Origin of the sequence: Bacillus coreaensis (assembly GCF_050586445.1) — a bacterium.
Taxonomy (GTDB): Bacteria; Bacillota; Bacilli; order Bacillales; family Cytobacillaceae; genus Robertmurraya_A; species Robertmurraya_A coreaensis.
The window spans coordinates 49,790-74,204 of sequence record NZ_JBOCCY010000002.1 but is presented as its reverse complement, the minus strand read 5'-3'; the positions used below and the strand labels follow the sequence as shown (position 1 = coordinate 74,204).

Below are 24,415 nucleotides of genomic sequence, written 5' to 3'. Positions count from 1 at the left end.
TCATTTATTATTTTATAGCGATATGGTAAGATGAATGAAGATTTCAATATGTAAGAGGTGAAAAAAATGAGTTACTTTTGGACATTTTTCTGGACGTTCTTATTAGTACAAATGCTTTCATACGTCGTTTCGTCCATGATTGGAGTCGCGTTTCATTTTGAAACCGGTGCCATAGTAGGAGTGATTGTTACGGTACTAATTTTTGTTATTGGTGCTGTTTTACCAAATGAGCCAAATGGTCATGAAACACATTAATCTTTATGTTTGAAAAAAGTCATCCATATTCGAGGGATGACTTTTTAATTTGATCAGAGGATATTTAATTTTATTTTACCGTCTACCAATTCAATCTGTACAGTGTTTTTCTCCTTAACCTTACCTGAAATAATTTCCCTGGCTAATAGGGTCTCGATATTTCGCTGAATATATCTTTTTAAAGGTCTAGCACCGTATATAGGATCAAATCCATGGGTAGCAATATACTCTCTTGCTGTATCCGATATGTCTACTTGTATATTTTGTTCCTTAACCCGCTGATTCAATTGATTTATTAATTTGCTAACAATTTCTTTTATTGCTGATAAATCTAAAGGGTTAAAGGTAATAATTTCATCAATTCGATTTAAAAACTCCGGGCGAAAATGAGTTCTTAATAACTGAAGTACTCTTTCCTTTCCCTCCTCCTTATTGGATTGGTTTTCTAACAATATATGGGAACCAATGTTGGATGTCATAATTATAATTGTATTTTTAAAATCTATCGTTCTTCCTTGAGAATCGGTAATTCTTCCATCATCTAACATTTGTAATAAAATATTAAATACTTCTGGATGAGCCTTCTCAATTTCATCTAAAAGAATCACTGAATAAGGCTTTCTTCTCACCGCTTCCGTTAGTTGTCCACCTTCTTCATAACCGACATATCCAGGAGGAGCACCAATTAGTCTAGAAACGGCATGCTTTTCCATGTATTCAGACATATCAATTCGAATGATTTGGTCCTCGCTATCAAATAATACTTGCGCAAGTGCTTTCGCTAATTCTGTTTTACCAACACCTGTTGGCCCAAGAAAAATAAACGAGCCAATTGGTCGATTGGGATCCTTAATTCCAGCCCGCGCTCGTAAAACCGCATCTGAAACGAGTTCAACCGCCTCAGATTGTCCTACTACCCTTTCTTGTAAAATGCTTTCTAGTCGAAGAAGCTTCTCTCTTTCTCCCTCTACTAACTTCACCACAGGGATACCTGTCCAGCGAGAGACGATATTTGCGATTTCCTCCTCTGTAACCTCTTCACGAAGCAATCTTTCCCCTTGCTTCGAATTCATTTCTTTCTCCAACAGTTGAAGCTCTTTTTCAGCTGTCGGAATCTTTCCATGTCGAAGTTCTGCTGCACGATTTAAATCATACTGGTTTTCTGCGTCTTCAAGCTCTCTTCTTAATTTCTCAAGTTGTTCTCTTTTTTCTTGGACCTTTTGAATTCCTTCTTTCTCCATTAGCCACTTAGCCTTCATCGTAGCGACTTTTTCTCTTACGTCTGCCAGTTCCTTCTGTAGTAGATGAAGACGTTCTTTACTCTGACTATCTTCCTCTTTCACTAATGCCGCTTCTTCTATCTCTAATTGCATCACTCTACGAGATACTTCGTCTAACTCGGTTGGCATTGAGTCGATTTCAGTACGAATTAAGGCACAAGCTTCATCAATTAAGTCAATCGCTTTATCCGGCAAAAAGCGATCTGTAATATACCGGACAGACAATAGTGCGGCTGTTACGATTGCTCGATCATGAATATTAACTCCGTGATGAATTTCAAATCGTTCCTTTAGCCCTCTCAAAATAGAAATGGTATCCTCCACATTTGGTTCCTGTACGACCACCTGTTGGAAACGGCGCTCTAATGCAGGATCTTTTTCAATGTATTTTCGATGTTCATCAAGTGTTGTTGCACCTATACAGTGCAGTTCTCCTCGAGCAAGCATCGGCTTTAACATATTCCCGGCATCCATTGCTCCTTCTGTTTTTCCAGCTCCTACGATTGTATGAAGCTCGTCGATAAACAGAAGGATCCGGCCATCACTCTTCTTAACTTCATTTAATACTGCTTTTAATCTTTCCTCAAATTCACCACGAAATTTTGCGCCTGCAATTAAAGCACTCATATCAAGTGAAAAAACGGTTTTATCCTTTAATCCTTCCGGGACATCCTTTCTTACAATTCGTTGAGCAAGTCCCTCGACAATGGCCGTTTTTCCAACACCTGGTTCTCCAATTAAAACAGGATTGTTTTTCGTTTTCCGCGACAAAATTCGAATCACATTCCGTATCTCCGCATCCCGTCCAATTACAGGATCCGTCTTTCCCTTTTTCACCTCTTCTACTAAGTCACGTCCATATTTATTTAATACATCATAAGTTGATTCTGGATTCTGTGAAGTCACCTTTTGATTCCCCCTAACCTCATAAATAACTTCAAATAATCTTTCCTTATTAATTTTATTTTTCTTCAAATATTGACTAAATTCCGTTTCTTGTATGCTGGCTGCTGCTAACAATAGATGTTCTACAGACATGTATTGATCCTCTAATGCATTTTTCTCTTTTTCTGCTTCGAGGAGAAGTTTTTGTAGGAGAGAGGTTATATATATATTGGTTTGTGTATTTCCGCTTAATACCTCAGGCTTTCTCTTTCTAATTTGCTCTAGGCTATTTAAGTACGGATCTACAGAAATCTGAAGACGTTCCATAATCATAGTTGCTAAGCTGTCCTGCTCTTTGAAAAGAGAAATAAAAAGGTGAGCTTCATCTATCTCTTGATGGTTTGATTTTCTGGCTAGCGCTTGAGCCTCCGAAAACGCCACCTGCACCCGCTCAGTCATTGATTGAAAATCCATAAGGCTCCTCCTTTGACCATTTTTGACCTTTACTCAATTTCTATTATAATCCATTTTTCGCATAAGTAAAGCCATCCATAGAGGATGGCTAGCTTAGTTATGAGTGTACTTTGGAGCATATGTCCATTGGCGCTCGTCATTTGTTGATTCTGGGAAACGTTCGCCTGCTTTTAGTTTGATTTTTTTAGGGTTTGAAACACTGGATCCTGTATCACCAATTTCTATATAGACACCATTATTTGGTGCCTTATCACCTGAACGAAAACGATGATTTTGTCCCATAATCCCACTCCTTTCTAATGGTCGATTATAGTATTACCCAAATAAAAAAATCCCTGCGAAATCGCAGGAATCCTTTTTTATCCAAGTAATTCAACTAATAAAGCCTTTTGGGCATGAAGTCGATTTCCAGCTTGATGGAAAACAACTGAGTTTTCCCCATCAATCACCTCATGTGATACTTCTTCCCCACGGTGAGCAGGTAAGCAATGCATGAATAAATAATCAGGCTTCGCATGCTTCACAAGATCTACATTTACTTGATAATTGGCAAATGCTTTTAGGCGAATTTCATTTTCTTCCTCTTGACCCATACTCGTCCATACATCTGTATACACAACATCAGCTTGATTTGCTGCTTCAACAGCATCGTTTGTAATATGAACGGAACCGCCAGATTGTTCAGCAATTTCTTTCGAATACGCCACTATCTCTGGATTTGGTTCGTATCCAACTGGACTTGCGACAGCGATATGCATCCCCATTTTCACTGCACCAATAATGAGGGAGTGTGCTACATTATTGCCATCACCAATATAGGCAATTTTAAGTCCTGTTAGTGAGCCTTTACATTCCATAATCGTTTGAAGATCAGCTAGTGCCTGGCATGGATGATACATATCTGTTAAGCCATTTATGACGGGAATTGACGCATGCTTGGCAAGCTCTTCAACCGTATGGTGATAATGAGTACGGATCATAATTCCATCAATATACTCTGATAGCACCTTGGCCGTATCAGAAATCGGTTCTCCTCTTCCAATTTGCAAGTCTTTTCCGTTTAAGTACATAGCCGATCCACCAAGCTGAATCATTCCTGCTTCGAATGATACACGTGTTCTTGTGGAAGACTTATCAAATATCATCCCTAGAATTTTCCCTTTTAGTGGCGTATATGACTCTCCAAGTTTAAAAGCATTTTTGATTTTTATTGCGTTTGTTAAAAGACCATTAATTTGTTCAGAAGAGTAATCTCTTAATGTTAACATATCCTTTAAGTCAGCTTTTTTCTCATTGGTTTTAACCGAAATCATGTAAGCTTCACCTCTCTTTTCTTTGATAACCATTCATTAAGTGAATGCACGGTAAATTCTTTTACTGTTTGCCCAGCTAGGAAAGCTACTAATGTTTCTTCTTCTGTAAATGTAAGCACACGATTTTTCGTAGCTGTTTCCCTTACATTTTTGTCTTCAAGTCCTTGATCAGGGTTATAATAAGCAATAATTGCTTCTTCTTTTACTTTGTTTGCCGATAATTCTTTTGCTTCTACAATTGCTTCTTCATCTATTCCTGCTTGTTTGATTTCTGAAATATAACATGGTTTTACCGCAACTTTTCCAGTTGGTCGGTCTTTCAATAAAGTGTGGAAGGACTTCTTCAAAGCTTCCTCATAAGTTATTGCTAGACTTATACCTTCTCCAGTTGATCTCATTTCTGGGCTCACCTTTGAATCTAACCCTTTTAATGCATAATTCGAAAATACCGGGTACTTCACACATACAAATGGAAGGTCATTTAAATTCAATGATTGATCATGTTTCGACAGCTGGTATTTCCCAAGCAATATTTTTGTCGCAATTTGAACTAATGGTACACCTGTAACCTTACTTATAATCGGTACCGTTCGACTAGCTCGTGGATTAACTTCTAGTACATATACATCTTCTTGATCAATTATAAACTGTATATTTAGAAGGCCTTTATACTTAAGATGGGTAGAAATTTTTGTTGCATAAGAAAGCATTTTCTCTTGAATTTTTTTTGATAAAGTGTGAGGAGGTAATACAGACAAACTATCGCCGGAATGGACGCCTGTTCGTTCAATATGTTCCATCACCACAGGTGCGAGAACATTTTCTCCATCACTGACAAGATCAAGCTCTGCTTCTATTGCTGGTAAAAATTGATCAACAAGGTATGGGAATTGTAAATCTGTTTCTTCAATAAATGCTTGAAGCTCACTTGATTCCTTAATAGTGACCATTCCTCTTCCACCGATAACATAAGAAGGGCGAATGAGGATTGGATAACCAATGGAGTTAGCAGCCAGGTTAAGCTCCTCAACACTGTTGACAAATTGGCCTTCTAGTCTTGGTATCTCTAATTCATCAAGAAGTTGATAAAATTTATCTCTTTCTTCTAGTACATCAATAACATCTGATCCAGTTCCTAAAATGGTTACTCCCGCTTGTTCAAGACCTTCCGCTAAGTTTATCGCAGTTTGACCGCCTAATTGAATGATAACCTCATTTGTTTCCTCTGCTTCTAACACATTCAAAATATCTTCAACCGTTAACGGCTCAAAATACAAACGATCAGCTGTAGCAAAATCCGTACTAACCGTTTCCGGATTATTATTGATCATAATCGTTTCTATACCTTCTTCTTTTAAAGCAAACACTCCGTGAACGGAGCAGTAATCAAACTCAATGCCTTGGCCAATTCGAATCGGACCACTGCCAACGATGACTACCTTTCTTTTATCTGAAGGAATTTGTTCATTTTTCCCAAAGTAAGTGGAGTAAAAGTAATTCGTAACTGCAGAAAACTCAGCTGCACATGTATCTACCATTTTGTAAGCTGGCAAAACATTGTGGTTCTTACGTGTTTCTCTCAGCTCTGCTTCCGTCACATTCCATGCTTCAGCTAGAAAACGATCACTAAATCCTTTTTCTTTAAAAAGCTGTAACTGTTCCGATGTAACAGATTGGATAGTTGCTTCATAAATTTCCTTTTCTAACTGTGCAAGCTTCTTCATATAGAACAAGAAGAAGAAATCTATCTTTGTCAATTCATGCAGCTTATTTACTTCTTCCCCACGTCTCATTAGCTCCATCAAAATGAAAAAGCGCTCATCGTTTTGTTTAGAAAGTTCAACATATAATTGTTCTTTACTTAATTTTTTTAAGGAGGACATCTCTAAATCCTGCACCTTAATTTCGAGAGAGCGAATGGCTTTTAAAAGTGCTCTTTCAAAGTTACGGTCGATCCCCATTACCTCTCCTGTTGCCTTCATTTGTGTACCCAACTTTCTCTCAATGGTTGGGAACTTATCAAATGGCCACTTAGGAAACTTAACTACGACATAATCCAATGCAGGCTCGAAGCTGGCAAATGTATCACCTGTTACAGGATTGATTAACTCTGATAACTCATAACCTACCGAAAGCTTGGCAGCCATTCTAGCGATTGGATAACCCGTTGCTTTTGAAGCAAGTGCAGAAGAACGACTTACCCGAGGGTTTACTTCAATTAAGTAATAATTTTTACTTACCGGATCTAAGGCAAATTGGATATTACATCCACCAACGATTCCAAGCGCAGAAATAATCTTAATTGAAGCAGACCTGAGCATTTGATACTCTTCATCTGTTAATGTTTGAGAAGGAGCAACAACGATTGAATCACCTGTGTGGATTCCAACTGGGTCTAAATTTTCCATATTACAAATGATAATGCATGTATTTGACGCATCTCGCATCACTTCATACTCAACTTCTTTAAAACCAGCAATACTTTTTTCAATTAAGCATTGATGGATCGGACTTTCCTTAAGTCCTCCTTGGACCAATTGGAGGAATTCCTCCTCATTTGATGCAATTCCTCCACCTGTTCCACCGAGTGTGTATGCAGGTCTAATGATAATGGGGAAACCAATTTCTTCTGAAAAGCTAACTGCTTCATCAACCGTATGAACGATCTTACTTTCTGGAACAGGCTCTCCAAGTTCGTGCATTAACTGACGAAAGGCGGAACGATCCTCACCTTTTTTAATGGACTCAATGGAGGTACCAAGAACCTTTACTCCGTATTTTTCAAGAATTCCATGCTCAGCTAATTGAAACGCAAGGTTTAGCCCCGTTTGACCACCTAGCGTAGCAAGTAACCCATCTGGCTGTTCTTTTATAATAATTTTCTCGATTACGTCTACTGTAAGTGGCTCGAAATATATAGCATCAGCAAAATGACTATCTGTCATAATGGTAGCCGGATTATTATTTACTAAAATAACTCGGTACCCTTCCTCTTTTAAGGCCATGCAGGCTTGTGTGCCTGCATAATCGAATTCTGCCGCTTGCCCGATAATAATCGGTCCCGAACCAATGACTAATATGGATGTGATAGATTGATCTTTAGGCATATGCAACTTGACTCCCATTATTTTCTTTAATTAATTGTAGAAATTCATCAAAAATATATTCACCCTCTGAAGGACCTGGGTTTGCTTCTGGATGAAATTGTGTTGTTATTAACTGATAGCTTTCGTGGTAAAATCCTTCAATCGTTGAATCATGTAAATTATAAAATCGAGTTTTCAGACCCGTGCCAGCTAAGCTTTTTTCATCAACATAAAAGCTATGATTCTGAGAAGTCATAAAAACAGTCTTCGTTTCCTTATCCATGACTGGATGATTCGCACCACGATGTCCAAACAATAATTTCTTTGTATCTGCTCCTAAAGCTAAACCGGCTAATTGGTGTCCTAAACAAATTCCAAGAGTCGGATATGCTTGAATGACCTTTGAGATATTAGGTAATAAATGTTTAAGATGCTTTGGGTCTCCAGGTCCATTGGACAATAGAATGCCATCCGGATTAAGCTTTTTTATTTCTTCATATGAGCTATTGTAAGGAACGGTGGTTACCTTGCAGCCTCTATTTAACAACGATTGTTGAATCGACTTTTTATTCCCAAAATCCATTAATACGACGTGAAAATCTCCTTCGTGCCCGTCCGTTGAGATCTGTGCCGAAGAAACTTTCGATACCTTTTCCATATCTCCAAGCTCGAAAGATTGTGGTTTATCAAAATCCGTGTTAATCATGGCAGGCATGGAACCCTCGTTACGGATTTGTTTCACCACTTCTCTCGTATCCACATGTTCAATTAGCGGAATACCCCATTTTTGTAAATATTCACTTAACGAGTATTTAGCTTGGTAATGAGAATGATTCATACAAGCCTCATATACAATGACCCCAGCAACATGTGGTTGTTTACTTTCAAAATCCTCAAGATTTATCCCGTAGTTACCAATTAGCGGATACGTAAATACGATGATTTGATCCTTATATGAAGGGTCAGTCAATACTTCTTGATACCCAGTCATTCCTGTATAAAATACAATTTCCCCGGACACTGGTTCATTGTCTGTTTTGACAACCCATTTTCCTTCGAACGTGTCACCACTTTTTAAATGCACATATGCTTTCATTGTTCCACCTCGTAAATTGTGAATATTTATATCCAAAACTTAATTTTTATGCAATAACCTGTAAAAAAGAGCAGCCATTTAGGCTGTTATATATGATTTTTGTAAGACCGTTTTAATTATATTAACCGCTTCATTAATTTGTTCCTCTGTGGCAGTTAATGGTGGCAGAAGACGGAGAACATTTTCGCCAGCTGGTAATGCTAACAATCCGCTTTCTCTTAAATCCTTTAGAAGTGATCCGACCGAATTTTGTAATTCAACACCAATCATTAATCCTGATCCGCGAATCTCCTTCACAACAGAAATCTCCTTTAATTCCTCTTCAAGTAAAGATTTCGTGTATTCTCCCTTTTTAACAACTGACTCTAAAAATTCGGGAGCAAAGATTGCTTCCATCGTAGCTATCGCAGCACTAATGGAAACTGGATTTCCTCCAAACGTTGAACCATGACTTCCCGGTCCAAAAAACGGCACCAGCTTCTCTGTACCGATTACTGCTCCGATAGGAAATCCACTTCCTAATCCCTTTGCTGAAGTCACAATATCAGGAGATAAATCGTACTGTTGAAAAGCAAAGGGCTTTCCCGTTCTACCAATCCCAGTTTGGATTTCATCAATAACAAATAATGCACCATATTCCTTACAAAGCTTTTCTACTTCTTTAAGAAATGCCTCTTCGCCTACATGAATACCGCCCTCACCTTGAATAACCTCAAGCATTATAGCAGCCACTTCATGAGACATTTCTTCTTTAAGTGACGTGATATCGTTAAATGGAACATAAACGAACGACTCGAGCATGTTACCATAGCCTTCTTTTATCTTGTCTTGACCAGTCGCTGACATTGTCGCAAACGTTCTTCCATGAAAGGACTGTTGAAACGTAATAATTTTTGTTCTTCCCGTTGCTTTTCTTGCGAGTTTAATTGCTCCCTCATTGGCTTCGGCACCACTATTTGCAAAAAATACTGCCTCTAACCCAGCGGCATCAGCAAGCATTTTTGCAGCAAGTACTTGCTTTTCTTGAGGAAACAGATTCGATACATGCCAGAATTGATCAAGTTGTATTTGCACAGCCTTTTTCACCACTTCTGGCTGATGTCCAAGGTTACAAACTCCGATTCCAGAAGTAAAATCTAAATATTTCTTCTCATTTATATCGTATAAATAGGAACCTACAGCCTTAGATGGCTCCACTTCCCATCTTGCATATGTTGGAAAAAGACCACTCATTGAAGAATCCCTTCCTTTCTACAAATCTGAGTACCAAGCCATTGGCCATTTTCATAAAATCCTTTTTTACCATTCACAATCATTACGCTCTTAAGCCCCATGTCTATTGCTGACAGTGCTGACTCAACTTTAGGAATCATACCACCATAGATCGTACCGTTTTCAATCAATTCACTAACTTCACGTTTATTAAGTTCTTTCTTCACTTGATTGTTTACGAGAATTCCATCCACATCTGTTACAAACAAGCACTGCTCTGCTTCTAAACCGATCGCAACCGCCGCAGCTGCGTAATCTGCATTTACGTTGAGCTTGACGTTTTGTTTATTTATCGCAATCGGTGTAATTACAGGTATATGTCCCGATTCAACCATTAGTTGAATGAGGTCTTTATTAATCTCTTGGACCTTACCAACATATCCAAGTCGCTCTTTGTCTAGGTATTCTGCTTGAATTAGATTAGAGTCACTGCCATTTAGTCCTACAGCTGTGAGCCTAAAATCATTCAGTTGTTCGACCAACTTACGATTGGTTTTACCTGTGAGCACCATTTCAGCAATTTGTAATGTTTCTTTCGTTGTTTTCCTTAATCCATTTACAAATTCAGGCATAATGTTTAGTTTCTCAAGCATGTCATTTATGTCCGGTCCGCCACCATGAACAATCACCACAGAATAACCTTTCTTCTTCATTTCTTTGATACTATCAAAAAAACTAGAAGACAATTCGTTTAATACACTTCCACCACATTTAATTACGATCGTTGACAACTTATGTGCCCCCTTACGTTCGATAGCTCGCATTAATTTTTACGTAATCGTAAGAAAGGTCACATCCCCATGCCTTTCCTTCCCCATCTCCAAAATGTAAATCGACGAAAATATGGATTGTATCATTTTCTAAATATTTCTTTGCGTCATCCTCTGAAAACACTTGAGGCACACTATTTAATAACATCGTTGTTTCACCAAGCTTAATATCTACAGTATCAACATTCACTTCGACACCCGCTTGCCCAATTGCACCTATAATACGTCCCCAGTTTGCATCAGCACCGAAAATAGCTGTTTTCACGAGATTGGAACCAACAATTTGCTTTGCAATTTTACGTGCATCGTCATTGGAAGCTGCACCTTTTACACTCACTTCAATTAGCTTTGTGGCACCCTCTCCGTCACGTGCAATTTGCTTTGCTAAGTCTTGGCTTGTATTTTTTAGTAACTCAATGAAAACTTCCCAATCTTTATGGCCTTCATGAAGCTCCTCATTTCCAGCTTTTCCGTTTGCCATTACAAGGACCATATCATTCGTAGATGTATCACCATCAACTGTTATTTGATTGAAAGACTTGTTCGTTACGCTTTTTAATGCTTTCTTTAAAGACTCAGGAGATATAGCGGCATCACAAGTAATAAAGCCAAGCATGGTAGCCATATTAGGATGAATCATTCCGGATCCTTTTGCAGCTCCACCCATCGTAACCTGTTTTCCGTCAATCTCAGTAGTGTAACAGCTGCTTTTCATACATGTATCTGTTGTTAAAATCGCCGTTTGAAATCCCTCAGCATCTTCTAGTGTTTGACCAAATTGTATTTCTGAAATGCCTGCTGCAATTCGATCCATTTGGAGGTACTCACCGATTACTCCTGTAGAAGCAACTGCTACAAAAGTTTCTTCAAGTTTCAGCTTTTCGGCTGTCAGCTTTCGCATGGAGTAGGCATCTTGTAGACCTCTTTCTCCTGTACAAGCATTTGCGCATGCACTATTTACAATCACCGCTTGTAGCTTTCCGTTTTCTTGAATACTATGCTGAGTTACCTTCAGCGGGGCTGCTTGAAACTGATTTAATGTGTAAACAGCCGCACTACTGGCAGGCACTTCACTATATATTAATCCAACATCTTTTCTAGAATAACGAAGGCCAGCGTGTACACCACCTGCATAAAATCCCTTTGGTGAGACTACACTACCACCATTTATTTTTTTTACTTGTGACACTTCCGATAAAGCTTCCATCCCTTAACCTCCTATTACGGATACAGTGGCATAAACTTCAAACCTGAATGACTCTCCAAACCAAACATGATGTTTGCATTTTGTACGGCCTGCCCTGCAGCACCCTTCATTAAATTATCGATTACCGATACGATTGTTAATCGGTTTGTTCTCTTATCAACGTGTAAACCTATATCACAATAGTTCGAACTTGATACATCCTTGATTGATGGAAAATAACCTTGTGGTCTTACTCGGACAAACGGCTCATTTTCATAATACGATTGATATAAATCTATGACTCTTTCTGTCTCCCAATCTGCTAAAAACTGGACATACATCGTGGCCATAATCCCTCTTGTTAACGGAAGAAGATGCGTGCTAAAGGTGATTGGCTGAATCTCACTATTCCAGAGCTTTAATTGCTGCTCAATTTCAGGAATATGCTGATGTTCATTCACCTTGTAAATTTTAAAATTCTCATTTACCTCTGCATACAAGGTTGCACGACTTGCTGCTCTCCCTGCCCCAGAGGTTCCTGATTTCGCATCAACGATAATACTCCTTGGGTCAATTAAACCTTCCTTTACAACAGGAGCTAACCCAAGTAAAGTAGCTGTTGGATAGCATCCGGGATTAGCGACCCAATTTGCCGCTTTTACCTGCTCCTTATTCCATTCGCTTAATCCATATACCGCTTCATCAATAATGGTCTCATTAGCAGGAGTTTTCTTATACCACTTTAGATAATCAGAAGAATCCTTTAACCTTAAATCCCCTGACAGGTCTATCACCTTAATATCTTTTTCAATAAATTGATCCACGAGGCTTGAGGACACCCCTGATGGAGTAGCAAAAAAGACTAAATCACTTTCTTCAGCAATTTTATCAGCATCAATGCTGCTCATTTTTTTATCAATAATTCCATAAAGATGTGGATATTCATCTGAAATGGCCACTTCTTCTTTTGTTGAATGAATGGAATGTATGTCGAATTCAGGGTGTGAGTGCAATATACGGAGCAACTCAACTCCACCATATCCGGTTGTTCCGATAATTGATACTTTCATTCCTTACCCCTTCCTGAATATTAATGCATATTTAATCATTCTATTTAATTTTTATAAGTTTTAATGTACCTTATTATAAAAATTGCTAACAATAAAATCAACCAATTTTTAAAACTATTTTCATTTTTTTTAGATTATTTTTAATGTTAGTACTTCTCACAAGAAATCTGCATAAACAATTACTCCTATTGGGAGGTTTTAAGGTTGACGAAATTGATTTTTCTTTTTACAGTTAGACTAGTTAATTAAAGTGGCTAGCAAAGCGGTCAGGCGGGTGACATCTCCATGAATACTTCCATACAGCTACAGAATTTTATACAATTGGCAAGGTATACACGTAAGATTGAAAAAGGAAATTATTTATTTCAAGAAGGCCAAAAAGCCGAAGAGTTATTTATCGTTATAAAAGGGAAGATCCAAATCAGCAAGATGGTCCCAGATGGAAGAGAACTGACCATTCGAATGTGCTCTACTGGAGAGCTTATTGGGGAAATCCCTTTATTTTGTGCATCACCCAAGTACATGTTGGACGCAAAGATTGTTGAAGATGGTGAGGTTGCAGTCATTCATAAGGATGATTTAGAGGATAAGCTTAGCACGGATCATTCTTTATCTTTACAATTTATGAAATGGTTAAACGGTCAGCTATTGAGAAACCAAACAAAATTCAGAGACCTTATTCTTCACGGTAAAAAAGGGGCATTGTACTCCACACTCATTCGTTTATGTAACAGCTACGGAATTGTTCGTGAACAAGGCATTGTCATAGATCAGCCCATGACCAATCAAGAGATTGCTAATTTTTGTGGAACCTCTAGGGAAGTTGCCAATCGCTTGTTAAGTGAATTACGAAAGAATAACATCATATCCATTGATAAAGGAATTATTACAATCCATAATTTGATGTTCTTAAGAGATGAGATTGATTGTGAAGATTGTCCAATTGATATTTGTAAAATTGATTAAAAGCACTCGGCAGATGAAAACACCGAGTGCTTTTATTTATGCTACTAGTAACGCTACTGTCATCAATCCAAAAAATAAAACAGCATTTACAATCTCTAAAATCCCTACTTTTTTTGCTGAGTAAGGCTTCCCGTAGAAGAAAATGGCTCTATATAAGCTTGGTAAGCTAGCTAATGCAATGATCCAATAGCCAATCATCAGCCACAGTATAACCACCAACAAATGATATCCCCAAGAGATTTGTTTGTATACTTCACTCTTTTTCTCGCGAATCATCGTTTTTACATAGAATGTACTTCCTATAAAAAAGAGAATGGAAGAGAAAAAGGCAAGCCAAGCTTTGTAACTAATTACTCCCTCCCCTAAAAAGCTACTTGCTAAGCCAGCAATTGCGAATACGATAATGGCACTTATATCATTCGTTAGTGCACGATCGTTGTTTTTGCTAGAAAAATACGCATTTATGCAAAAAAACGGGATCATAATCAGTCCAAAAAGAATAATAGAAGGTCTTGTCAATAAAGGGAATAACAGAAAAAACAAAGCTGGTAGCATGTAGATGATCGTCCATTTTTTATACAAAGAGAGCTTCTTTCTTTTAAATAATAACAACATTGGATATGTCGCCAAATATAGTAGTAACCAGCCCACAAAGAAAGGGATATGCTGCCAAAGGAAGCTCGAAGCAAGAACCCCTAACCAAAAAGGGATGATTAACATTGCCCAAGCACCATGCTGTTTTGGTAAAAATAATTTCATTGTCCTCACTCCTAGTGTTGTAGCTACTTATACTATAAAAGAATGAAGAGTGTTAGTAAGTGAATTGAATCACAGGTCAAAAAACTGCAAAGCACTTACGCTTTGCAGTTCCCTAGATTTCTTTGTTCATTTATATATTGTACAAGCCAGGTCATTGTATCGTTTTCGTTCCAAATGGGAATGTTCGTATTCATCTGTAACGGCTCGCAACTCACAAACGCCATCACATTCTCTAAACTTTTAAGAGCATCAAAATCTTCTCTATTTCGTAATAGTACAATTTTATGATATTTTTCATTTTTATGCCCTTCAATTACAATAACCTCTGGATTCATACTACATAAAATATGAACTTGTTCTTGTACACTCCATTCATCCTTCTCTACTTGAAGAAGAAGTCTTCCTTCTCCCTCAACTATTGAGGCAAAGGCACCAGAATGTATATGCTCCGAAGAGTCCTTTTTTTCAACTACATCAGGTTTGCCACCATGCCCATGATGCTTAATTGTAGCTACATATATATTTTGCTTGGATAGTTCTTGTAGTAGTTTTTTGACAAATGTTGTTTTTCCACTGTTTTGAAAACCGACTACTTGCACAATAATGGGGGTTACCACGGCCATTCGCTACCTTCTGAATCTTCTAACAGTAGAACATCAACAATCGTCTGAGCTTCAAATCCTCTTGTTCCACCTGGTAGGATAATAAATGAATTGGCCCCTGCCAAGCTCATCACGATATTTGATTTGTCTACTCCACTTGGTGAGGCCACTAACTTTCCATTAGCGATTGTAACTTTACTCCTCACAAAACGAGTAAATGGGTTTGCTTTTGGAAAATCAACTTCTAAAACGGCCTTTTCTCTTCTTAAATGTGGCTTCGTACAAAAAAGCATGGTACGAATGATTGGTCTCGCAAATAACTCAAACCCTACATAACAAGCAGAAGGATTTCCGGATAACCCAAATAATATTTTCCCATCTAAATGTGCTACTGTGGTAACACTTCCAGGTCTCATAGCTACTTTATTAAAAAGGACATCCGCTCCTAATTTTTTATAAATTTGAGGCAAATAATCGAAATCTCCAACCGAGACACCACCTGTAGTAATCAATAAATCAACCTCTACTATGGCACTTCTAATCGATTCATAGCATAATTCAAAATCATCAGGAAGTTTTCCGAAATACCTTACTTCGGCCCCAGAACGCTCGATTTGAGCAATAATCATATGAGTATTAGAGTTTCGGATTTTCCCCGGCTGTAATTCATCCTCTACTTCAAGCAGTTCTGTACCTGTAGCAAATAATCCAATGACAGGTTTTTTAGCAACCGGTACATCCTTATAGCCAAATGTTGCTAACATCGCTTGAATCCCTGGATTGATTTTTGTTCCTCTTTTTACAAGGACTTCTCCCTTTTTCGCATCCTCACCAGCGAAAGAAACATTATCTCCTGATTTATAAGATCGCTTAATGGACATATATGATTTTCCGTTCTTTTCACTCGTTTTTGCAAGTTCTAACATGACAACTGCGTCACAATTCATAGGCATCTGTGCACCTGTCATGATGCGAACTGCTTGGAATTCACCGACTTCCTTATTCGAAACGTAACCTGCACCAATATGATCAACTACTTCAAATTCAACAGCATTAGAAAGCGAAGCATTAGATGAATCAACGGAACGAATAGCAAACCCATCATATGGAGAACGATTGAAGTGGGGAACATCTGAGGTTGCAACTAAATCCTCAGAAAGGTATCGGCCATAACTCTCGTTTATGGAAACTAATTCTTGTTTGCCACGCATTGAATACGACATCACTTTTTTTACTGCTTCACCAACTTGTATCGGCGTTCTTTTTTCGATCAATTAAATCAACTCCTATATGGTAAGGTCCTCTGTTCACCTGTGTAATTATAAACAATCAATTAATAAATAAAACAGGACAAACATCACTTAATAACTTATTTTAGCGCACTTCTCATAACAATTTGAAGAAAATAGAAAACATTTATTTGAAAGTGTGATTCACATCACCTTAAAGTAAGACAAAATCATTTATTCTTAATTTGTAAATAAAAAGTATTTTTGGAGGGCAATTAAAATGACATATCCATTTCAAACTGACTCATTAGTAAAAGATATAGTAAATGAATTTCCAAAAGCAGCAGACGTGTTTAAGAGAAACCGAATTGATTTTTGTTGTGGTGGAAACATTCCTTTAGACGAAGCTGCTTCTGAAAAATCAGTAGATGCACATGAAATTATTCAAGAGCTTCAACAGCTTTTTGATATGTATGAAGGATCTAAAGAAGATGTAGCCGTATGGACAGATTCAGCCTCTGACGTAATTATTAACCATGTGATTGAGCATTATCATCGTCCTTTAGAAGAAGAACTTGCTAACTTAAGTCCTTACGTAACAAAGGTGGCAAAGGTTCATGGTGGACATCGTCCAGAATTGTTAAAGGTATACGAACTCTTTTACGAACTAAAAAAAGAATTGCTTGAACACACAGCCAAAGAAGAAGAACTCGTATTTCCAATGCTACAAAAGCTTGATACTACTACTGGCGAAACTCGGAGCGAAATGATTAAAGAGATAACCGAATTAGAAAAAGAACATGATCATGCTGGAGCTATTCTGAAGGAATTAAGAGACATTACATCTGACTTCCAACCACCAATGGATGCATGTGGTACGTATCGTCTAGTCTACAAAAGACTAGAATTATTAGAAGAACAAACATTTATGCACGTTCACCTTGAAAACAATATTCTATTCCCTAGATACATCTCATAAGAAAATAAAAACTACTTCTCGCAGAAGTAGTTTTTGTTTATCCCCCTATATAGGACATTTCGATTTTCTTTCTGTTTGCTATTGTTTCTTCCGTTCTTTCATCGGAATAACGATCATTTCTTCCGTTCCAAATGTCAGTAATTCTTTGTTCAATTTCCGAATCAGAGACACCGCTTCTCATAAAGTCACGAATATCGTGTCCGTTCCCATTAAACAAACAAGTAAAGAGCTGCCCATTAGCAGAAAGTCTCGAACGTGTACAGCTAGAGCAAAACGACTCCGAAACAGAAGTAATAAATCCGACATCTACGTTTGAACCCTTGTATCGATATCGCTTAGCAACTTCTCCAAAATAATCGGGATCAACAGGCTCTAACAAATAATGCTCATTTAATTGTTCATAAATTTCCTTTTTGGTTACAACGTCATCCATTTTCCATCCGTTTGTACTACCCACATCCATGTATTCAATAAAACGGAGTTGTAGTCCATTATCTTTACAAAATTGTGCCATAGGAACAATCTCTTGATCATTTAAGCCTTTTTTAACAACCATATTCAGTTTGACACCTAGGCCTGCTTTTTGAGCCGCATGAATTCCTTCTATGACAGGTCCTGTTTTCACACCACGACCATTAATCTCACCGAAGAGCTCATCATTCAAGCTATCAAGGCTTACATTTACCCTCTTAAGACCAGCATCCTTTAACTCCTCAGCATACTTTGGTAAAAGAACACCGTTCGTTGTTAAGCCAATATCCTTTAAACCCTTTATTTTAGAGAGCTTCTCAACAAGTAAAGGAAGCTGTTTTCGAAGGAGAGGCTCGCCACCTGTGAGGCGTATTTTTTCCACTCCAAGTCCTACAAATATATGAGCCAAACGCTCAATTTCTTCATAGCTGAGTAATTCATTTCTAGGTAAAAAAGCAAAATCGGGACCGAACACCTCTGCTGGCATGCAGTACTGACACCGGAAATTGCATCGATCGATAACCGATATTCTTAAATCTCGTAACGGACGGTTTAATTGATCAGTAATTTTATTTATGATAATCAACTCCATCGCAAGAGTATCTTGCATGCATTGTAGTATATTTTATTATAACGGTAAACCACTTTACAACATAACTATTTTATTAAACGTGAACATATTGTTACATCATTCGTGAAGTTATTGACAACAAATCTTATTGCCCTCATTGTAGATGATAGAATCATTATTGTCTAAAAAAGGGTGAATCCGGATGTCAGCAGTTGTAAAAGAAACTCATTCAATAGAGATAAAAGAACTTCTTCATCTGGCTGACCGCCGTTTTATTGGAGAAAAAAATACTTTTATCTTTCAAGAAGGAATGGAAGCAGAGGAAATGTACGTCATTCTGTCAGGGAAAGTACAGATTAGTAAAATTACATCCGATGGCAGGGAGCTATCATTAAGGATTTGCGGTAAAAATGATATTTGCGGAGAACTAACACTTTTTACTCATTCCCCTAAATATTTACTTAGCGCGAGGGTACTTGAAGATGCAGAAATTGCTGCCATTAATAAGGATGTCCTTGAGAAAGAAATCTTTCGAAACAGTTCTCTTGCCCTAGAGTTTTTAAAATGGATGAGCGACCATTTCAGAAAAACGCAAACGAAGTTCCGTGATCTCGTTTTAAATGGAAAGAAAGGCGCATTATACTCTACTCTGATCCGTATGACAAATAGTTATGGTGTAGAGGTACAAAGCGGGATCCTCATCGATCTTCCACTAACGAACCAAGAACTTGCCAATTTTTGTGGAACTTCCCGTGAAAGTACCAATCGCATCTTAAATGAACTAAAAAAAGAGAAAGTTATTTCTATAAAAAAAAGTAAAATCATCGTTCATAATCTACAATTTTTAAGAGACGAAATTGGTTGTGAAAATTGTCCAAAGGTGTATTGCAGTATTGAATAAATCGGAGTGCAGGAATTTCTGCACTCTGATTTTTATGCTTTCTTTGATCTTAAAGCCTTAGGCACATAAACACAAAATGGTTCACTTTCTAGATAATCACCTGTCATGGCATATGCTCTTGATCGTGAGCCACCGCATACATATCTGAACTCACATACGCCACACTTGCCTTTATATTTATCAGGGTTCCTTAAGTCTTTAAATATCGGTGATTCTCTGTAAATCTCGGCTAACGACTGCTCACGCACATTCCCTGCTTTTATTGGTAACAGCCCACTTGGGTACACATCCCCGATATGAGAAATAAATACAAAGCCGTTTCCGTCGTTAACCCCCTTAGGAGCTCTTCCTAACCCATCAATACTTCCTGTTAATCCCTGACTAGTTAAGGCATCCAAATAAGAGATATTTTCCTTTTTCTTCTCTTCTTTCATTTTTTGCTGAATAAACACACGTCGATAATGTTGAGCCGCTGTCGTTTTTATATCAAAAGGTACGCGTTTGCTCAGCTCTTGAAGCCAGATAAATACTTTCTCATGCTCTACTGGAGAAATCATATCTTTTTCTTGCCCTCTACCAGTTGGTACTAAGAAAAAGACACTCCATAAAACACATTGCAGCTTCTCGACTAGTTCAGCCATCTCGTCTAAGTATTCATAATTGAAACGAGAGATCACCGTGTTGATTTGAATCGGTATTTCAAGTTCATGGAGATACTGAATTCTTTCTATGGTTAAGTCAAATGAGCCTGCTGTTCCACGAAAATGGTCATGTATTTCAGCAGTTGGGCCGTCTAAACTAAAGGCCCATCGTGAAAGACCTACCTCCTTGGCTTTTTCAATTGACTCTTTCGTAACATTTGGTGTGGCACTAGGAGTCATTGATACGCGTACACCTTTTTTCACAGCATATTCGGCAATATCAAAAACATCTTTTCTCAATAGCGGATCTCCGCCTGTAAATACGAGCATGGGATTATTCATTTCATATATTTCATCTATTAATTTTTTACCTTCTTCAAAGGTTAATTCCCTTGGATCGGTTTTATACTGTGCTTCTGCACGACAGTGAAGGCATTTTAGCTGACAAGCTCTCGTTAACTCCCATATAACAATAAACGGATCTTTGTTAAAGTCTCGACTAACAATCACAATGAGGACCTCCTGGCAAAGCACAACTTTTGTAAAATCATTTACGTCCATTGTATAGGGATATTCTCCTGAAATAAGTGAACTAGCTCACAGTTTTAATAAAACTTATTAGTTTCCATAAAAAAAGCTAACCGCACGAGCGGTTAGCTTCCATCCTATCGAATTCCAAGCGCAATCTTTGCGTATCTTGACATTCTTTCTTTCGACCACGGTGGGCTCCAGACGATATTTACTTCTGTGTTTTTTACTTCAGGGATATCACTTAGAGCCTCTTTCACATTTTCCACAATAGAACCTGCTAACGGACAACCCATTGAAGTTAACGTCATTGTAATGGTCGCTGTGCCTTCTTCGTCCATCTCAATATCATAAACAAGGCCAAGGTTCACAATATCTATTCCAAGCTCTGGGTCAACAACTAATTCCAAAGCCCCCATAATACTATCTTTTAAATCTTGATCCATTAAAATCACTCCTTAAAGTTCAACTCTATTTACATGATAACAAAATGGTTTACATAAGTTATAATATAATGATTATTTTTCTGCTGAAGTGACGTACATCATACTTGATGTAAGTAAATGCTTATCAAACCACTCAACGGTTTTTAACAGCCCTTCTCTGCTGACCTTATGATCCGCCTTTTCGTCACTAATAAAATGTAGTAACTGAGGGGTTTGTTGATAATGTTTCTTAATGCTTTCGTAGTAATCATACGCATATGAATACGGAACAATATTGTCCCTTTTCCCATGCCAAAATAAAAGTGGTCTTCCCATTAATTTTTCCGGTTGTTGGCTTAAGTCTCTTTCTCGAAGACGATCAAATAATTCATCAATAGCTGACTGCTCAATTGGCAGTTCTTTTCCCTGATTTTTCAGCTCTGCAATTTGCGCTTTAGCAAGTTTTTCATAATAAGGCATACCCATTAGACTTACAGCAGTATGAATCCATGGATAGTTTGTTAATGCGCCTAGAGTAATAATTCCTCCCATTGAAGTTCCAACAACTCCAATCTTTTCAGAATCGATCAACTGACTTTCTTCAAAATACTTCTTCAGATCCTTCAGTTCTGAAATGGTTTGTAAAACTATTTCCCAAAAATGAAACTGCAAATCGGAACGAGTTTCTTCCATCTGTCTCTCCCCATGATACAGACAGTCTGGTAGTAACACACGAAACCCTTTTTCAGCCAGTAAATAAGCATAATGCAAATTATGTTCCTTAGCACTCATAAACCCATGAATAAAAATCACGAGAGGGAGCTTCTTATCAATAAGGTTCGTGCGAGCCAAATGTAATAATGGAATCTCCCCTATTTGTTTATTTTCAACAGAAATCACAAAGAAAACCTCCAATAATAAGTTGAATTTTTTTACAGAAGGGAAGCAATATTGTTAACATAAGAATATGTACAACATTCTTTTATTAAAAATTTCTATATTTTAGTGTATCATGTGGACAAGTATTTTCCTAAAGGTTTACACTTAACCTACTACGTCATGAATCGAGGGATAGACATGAGAGAAAAACATTTAATTGCTTTAGACCTTGATGGTACTTTATTAAAAGACGATAAGACCATTTCTGAAAAAACGAAAAAAGTCCTTAACAGCGCCAGAGAACAAGGACATGAAATTATGATTGCTACGGGAAGGCCATTCCGCTCAAGCGAAATGTATTACCATGAATTAAACCTTACGACTCCAATTGTAAATTTTAACGGTGCATTTATTCATCACCCACGTTCTAACCAGTGGGGAGCGTATCATACGCCTTTAGATATAGAAGTGGCAAAGGATATTGTTGAGGCACTAGACTCTTTTTCCTTTCACAATATTATTGCTGAAGTCATAGACGATGTGTATTTTCATTACCACGATGAAAAACTTCTGGATATTTTCGGTTTAGGAAAACCGAATATTACAACAGGTGATTTACGAAGGTTCCTAAAAGAGTCACCAACTAGTATGCTGATACACGCCGAAGAAGAGCAGGTACAGAACATTCGAAAGCATTTATCAGATGTGCATGCAGAGGTGATTGATCATCGTCGTTGGGCTGATCCTTGGCACGTGATTGAAATTGTGAAATCAGGTTTAAGCAAAGCTGTTGGACTTAAAAAAGTATCGGAGTTCCTAAAAATTCCTAAGGAAAGAATTATTGCATTTGGTGACGAGGATAATGATTTTGAAATGATTGAGTATGCTGGTCTTGGTGTAGCAATGGGCAATGGCATTGAGCAACTAAAGACCCTTGCAAATGAGGTTACACTTACGAACGAGGAAGATGGAATTGCTATCTACTTAAATGATTATTTAAACTTAAAAGCATTGTAACAATATATACAAACCCTCCCATTTTTTATTCTAGTAAGCGAGCAAATTAGTGAGCATACTAACACTTGAGGTAGCAAGACTGTTACTTCAAAATAGCTCGGATATGGAGGGATTTGCAATGGGTAAACGCAATAAATCAAAACGCTTTGTACAACAAGGTGTAGATGCAGTATCCAAGCATGACGATCGTATCCCATATCACACAACGTATGCAGAAGCAGAAGCACAAAAAATGGCAAATGTGAAAGAATCATCACTTGGTGGAATATAATGGGAAACAGACTATTTATCGAAGCCAGAAAAGCAGTTGACCTTGCCAAAAACGCAACGGGTAGCGGCCAGTATGAAGCGATATCACGAGCCAAAAATGCTTTATCTTCTGCATATGCTAACTCCACTGTAGCTGAACAAGCGCAGCTGCGAGAAATGCAAAACGAGCTAGATATATAAAAAAGAAGGCTGACGAGTTCGTCAGCCTTCCTTTTTTATTCAAACACTTCTAAAACTACTGGGTGGGATTGTTGGATTTCACCCTTTTCGGATTTCGTAAACAAATTCATAATCAAGGTACCATTTTTTGGAAGTTTCTCCTTTGGGATGGAGACAGTAATAACAAAAGGATAAGCGTCACCAAAGGCTTTTCCTGTTTGTATTTTTGTTTCCTCGATAAATTGTGTATGTCCGTCTTCTACGGAGTAATAAAAATAGTTCTTACCAATATGAGCATCCCCTCGTACTTTGTAATTTCCACTCCCACCATCTACGACAATATTTTTAAATGCAGATTCTTCTTTTGCATAGCCAATGGATGGAATGAACATAAACACAATGGTGATCAATAAAAGCAATTTTTTCATGATTTTCCCTCCTATTTTAGTTATTCCCTTCTAAAAAAGCCGAAAATTCCTGCTGTTTGAACAATATTAGTAAAAGCATTAGGATCTACTGACTTAATAATTCGTTCAAGATCAAACAATTCGTAGCGCGTAATGACTGTTATTAGCATTTCTTTATTTTCATTGGTAAATGCACCTTTTGCAGGTATCGTTGTAATCCCTCGAACAAGCTTTGAATGAATAGCCTGTTTCATTTCCTCCGACTTTTTCGTAATAATCATGGCTGTCAGCTTTTCATGACGAGTGTGAATCGTGTCAATCACCCTTGTAGACACGTATAAAGTAACTAACGTATATAAGGCCTTTTCCCACCCGTATAAAAATCCTGCAGTAACAATAATGGCTCCATTTAAAATAAAGAAATAGGTTCCCACTGGTCTATCCTTCATTCTCGATAAAACCATTGCTACTATATCCATTCCCCCAGTAGAAGCTCCCCACTTTAAGGTGATTCCTGTTCCAACTGCTGCAATCACTCCACCAAATACCGCATTCAGTAAAATATCCTTTGAAACATTAATAATGGGAACGATTTCTAAGAAAAAAGACATTAGAAATACACTGATAAAGCTGTATACCGTGAATGATCGTCCTACCTTTTTCCAGGCTAAGATGGTAACAGGAAGATTAAGAATAAATAACCAAACCCCAGTTGTCATGAAATTTCCAAATACACTAGACAATAGCTGTGCTACTCCCACAAAACCACTGGAGTACACATTAGCCGGGATTAAGAAAAAATTCATTGCCACTGCATTTAATACTGCTCCGATGGTTACAATGATTATTTTTTTTGTATGCAGATAAATCAATGACTTTCCCCTCCTCGAAAACTCTATTTTTCCTATTATGAGCAAACTCCTC

At 37.7% G+C, this 24,415-nt stretch carries 25 protein-coding genes; 7 read left to right on the top strand and 18 right to left on the bottom strand.

Translation table 11 applies throughout. The features are described from left to right. The first annotated feature begins 66 nt into the window (after positions 1-66). Positions 67-255, top strand: coding sequence for a YjzD family protein (locus ACQ5H4_RS03505; protein ID WP_430773623.1), 189 nt, complete (start codon positions 67-69; stop codon positions 253-255). 53 nt (positions 256-308) lie between these two features. On the opposite strand, the gene clpB is transcribed toward ACQ5H4_RS03505, so the two are convergent. From clpB to argC, 9 genes are all read right to left on the bottom strand, one after another. Next, positions 309-2,894, bottom strand: a complete 2,586-nt coding sequence (gene clpB, locus ACQ5H4_RS03500; RefSeq protein ID WP_430773622.1) for an ATP-dependent chaperone ClpB — start codon at positions 2,892-2,894, stop codon at positions 309-311. 93 nt (positions 2,895-2,987) lie between these two features. Continuing rightward, positions 2,988-3,176: a YjzC family protein gene (locus tag ACQ5H4_RS03495; protein ID WP_430773621.1), complete on the bottom strand. Its 189-nt coding sequence runs from the start codon at positions 3,174-3,176 to the stop codon at positions 2,988-2,990. A 77-nt stretch (positions 3,177-3,253) separates the two neighbouring features. After that, positions 3,254-4,207, bottom strand: a complete 954-nt coding sequence (gene argF / locus ACQ5H4_RS03490; protein WP_430773620.1) for an ornithine carbamoyltransferase — start codon at positions 4,205-4,207, stop codon at positions 3,254-3,256. Next, complete coding sequence (gene carB / locus ACQ5H4_RS03485) at positions 4,204-7,314, bottom strand: carbamoyl-phosphate synthase (glutamine-hydrolyzing) large subunit (RefSeq protein ID WP_430773619.1); 3,111 nt, start codon at positions 7,312-7,314, stop codon at positions 4,204-4,206. Before carB ends, argF begins: the two co-directional genes overlap by 4 nt. Further along, entirely contained in the window at positions 7,307-8,389 is a 1,083-nt protein-coding gene (locus ACQ5H4_RS03480; RefSeq protein ID WP_430773618.1) for a carbamoyl phosphate synthase small subunit, read from the bottom strand. The genes carB and ACQ5H4_RS03480 overlap by 8 nt, the downstream gene beginning before the upstream one ends. A gap of 78 nt (positions 8,390-8,467) precedes the next feature. Beyond that, complete coding sequence (argD, locus tag ACQ5H4_RS03475; RefSeq protein WP_430773617.1) at positions 8,468-9,622, bottom strand: acetylornithine transaminase; 1,155 nt, start codon at positions 9,620-9,622, stop codon at positions 8,468-8,470. Beyond that, positions 9,619-10,392 (bottom strand): acetylglutamate kinase, encoded by a 774-nt coding sequence (argB, locus tag ACQ5H4_RS03470; protein ID WP_430773616.1) that lies wholly within the window; start codon positions 10,390-10,392, stop codon positions 9,619-9,621. The genes argD and argB overlap by 4 nt, the downstream gene beginning before the upstream one ends. 13 nt (positions 10,393-10,405) lie before the next feature. Continuing rightward, on the bottom strand, positions 10,406-11,638 hold the full coding sequence (argJ, locus tag ACQ5H4_RS03465) for a bifunctional ornithine acetyltransferase/N-acetylglutamate synthase (RefSeq protein ID WP_430773615.1): 1,233 nt from the start codon (positions 11,636-11,638) through the stop codon (positions 10,406-10,408). A gap of 14 nt (positions 11,639-11,652) precedes the next feature. After that, positions 11,653-12,687, bottom strand: a complete 1,035-nt coding sequence (gene argC, locus ACQ5H4_RS03460; RefSeq protein ID WP_430773614.1) for an N-acetyl-gamma-glutamyl-phosphate reductase — start codon at positions 12,685-12,687, stop codon at positions 11,653-11,655. Between the two features lie 285 nt (positions 12,688-12,972). Between argC and ACQ5H4_RS03455 the strand changes: the two genes are divergently transcribed. After that, a complete protein-coding gene (locus ACQ5H4_RS03455) occupies positions 12,973-13,653 on the top strand; it encodes a Crp/Fnr family transcriptional regulator (protein WP_430773613.1) in 681 nt (226 codons plus the stop codon). 36 nt (positions 13,654-13,689) lie between these two features. Here ACQ5H4_RS03455 and ACQ5H4_RS03450 read toward each other — a convergent pair whose 3' ends face one another. The 3 genes from ACQ5H4_RS03450 to ACQ5H4_RS03440 form a co-directional block, all read right to left on the bottom strand. After that, on the bottom strand, positions 13,690-14,412 hold the full coding sequence (locus ACQ5H4_RS03450) for a YwiC-like family protein (protein WP_430773612.1): 723 nt from the start codon (positions 14,410-14,412) through the stop codon (positions 13,690-13,692). Between the two features lie 95 nt (positions 14,413-14,507). Further along, entirely contained in the window at positions 14,508-15,035 is a 528-nt protein-coding gene (gene mobB / locus ACQ5H4_RS03445) for a molybdopterin-guanine dinucleotide biosynthesis protein B (protein ID WP_430773611.1), read from the bottom strand. Further along, the gene (locus ACQ5H4_RS03440) at positions 15,023-16,285 is read right to left on the bottom strand and encodes a molybdopterin molybdotransferase MoeA (RefSeq protein WP_430774045.1); all 1,263 of its coding nucleotides are present in this window, start codon (positions 16,283-16,285) and stop codon (positions 15,023-15,025) included. The genes mobB and ACQ5H4_RS03440 overlap by 13 nt, the downstream gene beginning before the upstream one ends. 238 nt (positions 16,286-16,523) lie before the next feature. On the opposite strand from ACQ5H4_RS03440, the gene ric reads away from it, so the two are divergent. Then, the gene (gene ric, locus ACQ5H4_RS03435; RefSeq protein ID WP_430773610.1) at positions 16,524-17,222 is read left to right on the top strand and encodes an iron-sulfur cluster repair di-iron protein; all 699 of its coding nucleotides are present in this window, start codon (positions 16,524-16,526) and stop codon (positions 17,220-17,222) included. A 37-nt stretch (positions 17,223-17,259) separates the two neighbouring features. Here the strand turns inward: ric and moaA are convergent, their stop codons facing one another. Then, positions 17,260-18,285 (bottom strand): GTP 3',8-cyclase MoaA, encoded by a 1,026-nt coding sequence (gene moaA, locus ACQ5H4_RS03430; RefSeq protein WP_430773609.1) that lies wholly within the window; start codon positions 18,283-18,285, stop codon positions 17,260-17,262. A 181-nt stretch (positions 18,286-18,466) separates the two neighbouring features. Here moaA and ACQ5H4_RS03425 point away from each other — a divergent pair, with 181 nt between their 5' ends. Then, a complete protein-coding gene (locus ACQ5H4_RS03425) occupies positions 18,467-19,165 on the top strand; it encodes a Crp/Fnr family transcriptional regulator (RefSeq protein ID WP_430773608.1) in 699 nt (232 codons plus the stop codon). A gap of 32 nt (positions 19,166-19,197) precedes the next feature. Here the strand turns inward: ACQ5H4_RS03425 and ACQ5H4_RS03420 are convergent, their stop codons facing one another. From ACQ5H4_RS03420 to ACQ5H4_RS03410, 3 genes are all read right to left on the bottom strand, one after another. Further along, positions 19,198-20,316 carry a TIGR04053 family radical SAM/SPASM domain-containing protein gene (locus ACQ5H4_RS03420; RefSeq protein WP_430773607.1) on the bottom strand — a complete coding sequence of 373 codons (1,119 nt, stop codon included), beginning with the start codon at positions 20,314-20,316 and terminating at the stop codon, positions 19,198-19,200. A 155-nt stretch (positions 20,317-20,471) separates the two neighbouring features. After that, on the bottom strand, positions 20,472-20,780 hold the full coding sequence (locus tag ACQ5H4_RS03415; protein WP_430773606.1) for a metal-sulfur cluster assembly factor: 309 nt from the start codon (positions 20,778-20,780) through the stop codon (positions 20,472-20,474). Positions 20,781-20,852: 72 nt separating this feature from the next. Next, positions 20,853-21,659, bottom strand: a complete 807-nt coding sequence (locus tag ACQ5H4_RS03410; protein WP_430773604.1) for an alpha/beta fold hydrolase — start codon at positions 21,657-21,659, stop codon at positions 20,853-20,855. Positions 21,660-21,836: 177 nt separating this feature from the next. Here ACQ5H4_RS03410 and ACQ5H4_RS03405 point away from each other — a divergent pair, with 177 nt between their 5' ends. The 3 genes from ACQ5H4_RS03405 to ACQ5H4_RS03395 all read left to right on the top strand — a co-directional run bounded on the left by ACQ5H4_RS03405 (position 21,837) and on the right by ACQ5H4_RS03395 (position 23,105). Beyond that, positions 21,837-22,655 carry a Cof-type HAD-IIB family hydrolase gene (locus ACQ5H4_RS03405; protein WP_430773602.1) on the top strand — a complete coding sequence of 273 codons (819 nt, stop codon included), beginning with the start codon at positions 21,837-21,839 and terminating at the stop codon, positions 22,653-22,655. A gap of 118 nt (positions 22,656-22,773) precedes the next feature. Then, the gene (locus ACQ5H4_RS03400) at positions 22,774-22,926 is read left to right on the top strand and encodes a hypothetical protein (RefSeq protein WP_162927704.1); all 153 of its coding nucleotides are present in this window, start codon (positions 22,774-22,776) and stop codon (positions 22,924-22,926) included. Beyond that, positions 22,926-23,105 (top strand): DUF3813 domain-containing protein, encoded by a 180-nt coding sequence (locus ACQ5H4_RS03395; protein ID WP_119707218.1) that lies wholly within the window; start codon positions 22,926-22,928, stop codon positions 23,103-23,105. Before ACQ5H4_RS03400 ends, ACQ5H4_RS03395 begins: the two co-directional genes overlap by 1 nt. Before the next feature lie 35 nt (positions 23,106-23,140). On the opposite strand, the gene ACQ5H4_RS03390 is transcribed toward ACQ5H4_RS03395, so the two are convergent. Continuing rightward, positions 23,141-23,512, bottom strand: coding sequence for a Gmad2 immunoglobulin-like domain-containing protein (locus ACQ5H4_RS03390; protein ID WP_430773599.1), 372 nt, complete (start codon positions 23,510-23,512; stop codon positions 23,141-23,143). Positions 23,513-23,532: 20 nt separating this feature from the next. Beyond that, positions 23,533-24,363 (bottom strand): YitT family protein, encoded by an 831-nt coding sequence (locus ACQ5H4_RS03385; RefSeq protein ID WP_430773597.1) that lies wholly within the window; start codon positions 24,361-24,363, stop codon positions 23,533-23,535. Positions 24,364-24,415: the final 52 nt, after the last annotated feature.

Coding starts and splice junctions, on each gene's coding strand:
- moaA (WP_430773609.1), bottom strand. CDS start 18,285: ATGGAGTTGATTATCATAAATAAAATTACTGATCAATTAAACCGTCCG.
- clpB (WP_430773622.1), bottom strand. CDS start 2,894: ATGGATTTTCAATCAATGACTGAGCGGGTGCAGGTGGCGTTTTCGGAG.
- ACQ5H4_RS03450 (WP_430773612.1), bottom strand. CDS start 14,412: ATGAAATTATTTTTACCAAAACAGCATGGTGCTTGGGCAATGTTAATC.
- argF (WP_430773620.1), bottom strand. CDS start 4,207: ATGATTTCGGTTAAAACCAATGAGAAAAAAGCTGACTTAAAGGATATG.
- ACQ5H4_RS03495 (WP_430773621.1), bottom strand. CDS start 3,176: ATGGGACAAAATCATCGTTTTCGTTCAGGTGATAAGGCACCAAATAAT.
- ACQ5H4_RS03405 (WP_430773602.1), top strand. CDS start 21,837: ATGAGAGAAAAACATTTAATTGCTTTAGACCTTGATGGTACTTTATTA.
- ACQ5H4_RS03400 (WP_162927704.1), top strand. CDS start 22,774: ATGGGTAAACGCAATAAATCAAAACGCTTTGTACAACAAGGTGTAGAT.
- argC (WP_430773614.1), bottom strand. CDS start 12,687: ATGAAAGTATCAATTATCGGAACAACCGGATATGGTGGAGTTGAGTTG.
- ACQ5H4_RS03395 (WP_119707218.1), top strand. CDS start 22,926: ATGGGAAACAGACTATTTATCGAAGCCAGAAAAGCAGTTGACCTTGCC.
- ACQ5H4_RS03415 (WP_430773606.1), bottom strand. CDS start 20,780: ATGGATCAAGATTTAAAAGATAGTATTATGGGGGCTTTGGAATTAGTT.
- ACQ5H4_RS03455 (WP_430773613.1), top strand. CDS start 12,973: ATGAATACTTCCATACAGCTACAGAATTTTATACAATTGGCAAGGTAT.
- carB (WP_430773619.1), bottom strand. CDS start 7,314: ATGCCTAAAGATCAATCTATCACATCCATATTAGTCATTGGTTCGGGA.
- ACQ5H4_RS03480 (WP_430773618.1), bottom strand. CDS start 8,389: ATGAAAGCATATGTGCATTTAAAAAGTGGTGACACGTTCGAAGGAAAA.
- argJ (WP_430773615.1), bottom strand. CDS start 11,638: ATGGAAGCTTTATCGGAAGTGTCACAAGTAAAAAAAATAAATGGTGGT.
- argD (WP_430773617.1), bottom strand. CDS start 9,622: ATGAGTGGTCTTTTTCCAACATATGCAAGATGGGAAGTGGAGCCATCT.
- ric (WP_430773610.1), top strand. CDS start 16,524: ATGACATATCCATTTCAAACTGACTCATTAGTAAAAGATATAGTAAAT.
- mobB (WP_430773611.1), bottom strand. CDS start 15,035: ATGGCCGTGGTAACCCCCATTATTGTGCAAGTAGTCGGTTTTCAAAAC.
- ACQ5H4_RS03505 (WP_430773623.1), top strand. CDS start 67: ATGAGTTACTTTTGGACATTTTTCTGGACGTTCTTATTAGTACAAATG.
- ACQ5H4_RS03390 (WP_430773599.1), bottom strand. CDS start 23,512: ATGAAAAAATTGCTTTTATTGATCACCATTGTGTTTATGTTCATTCCA.
- ACQ5H4_RS03425 (WP_430773608.1), top strand. CDS start 18,467: ATGTCAGCAGTTGTAAAAGAAACTCATTCAATAGAGATAAAAGAACTT.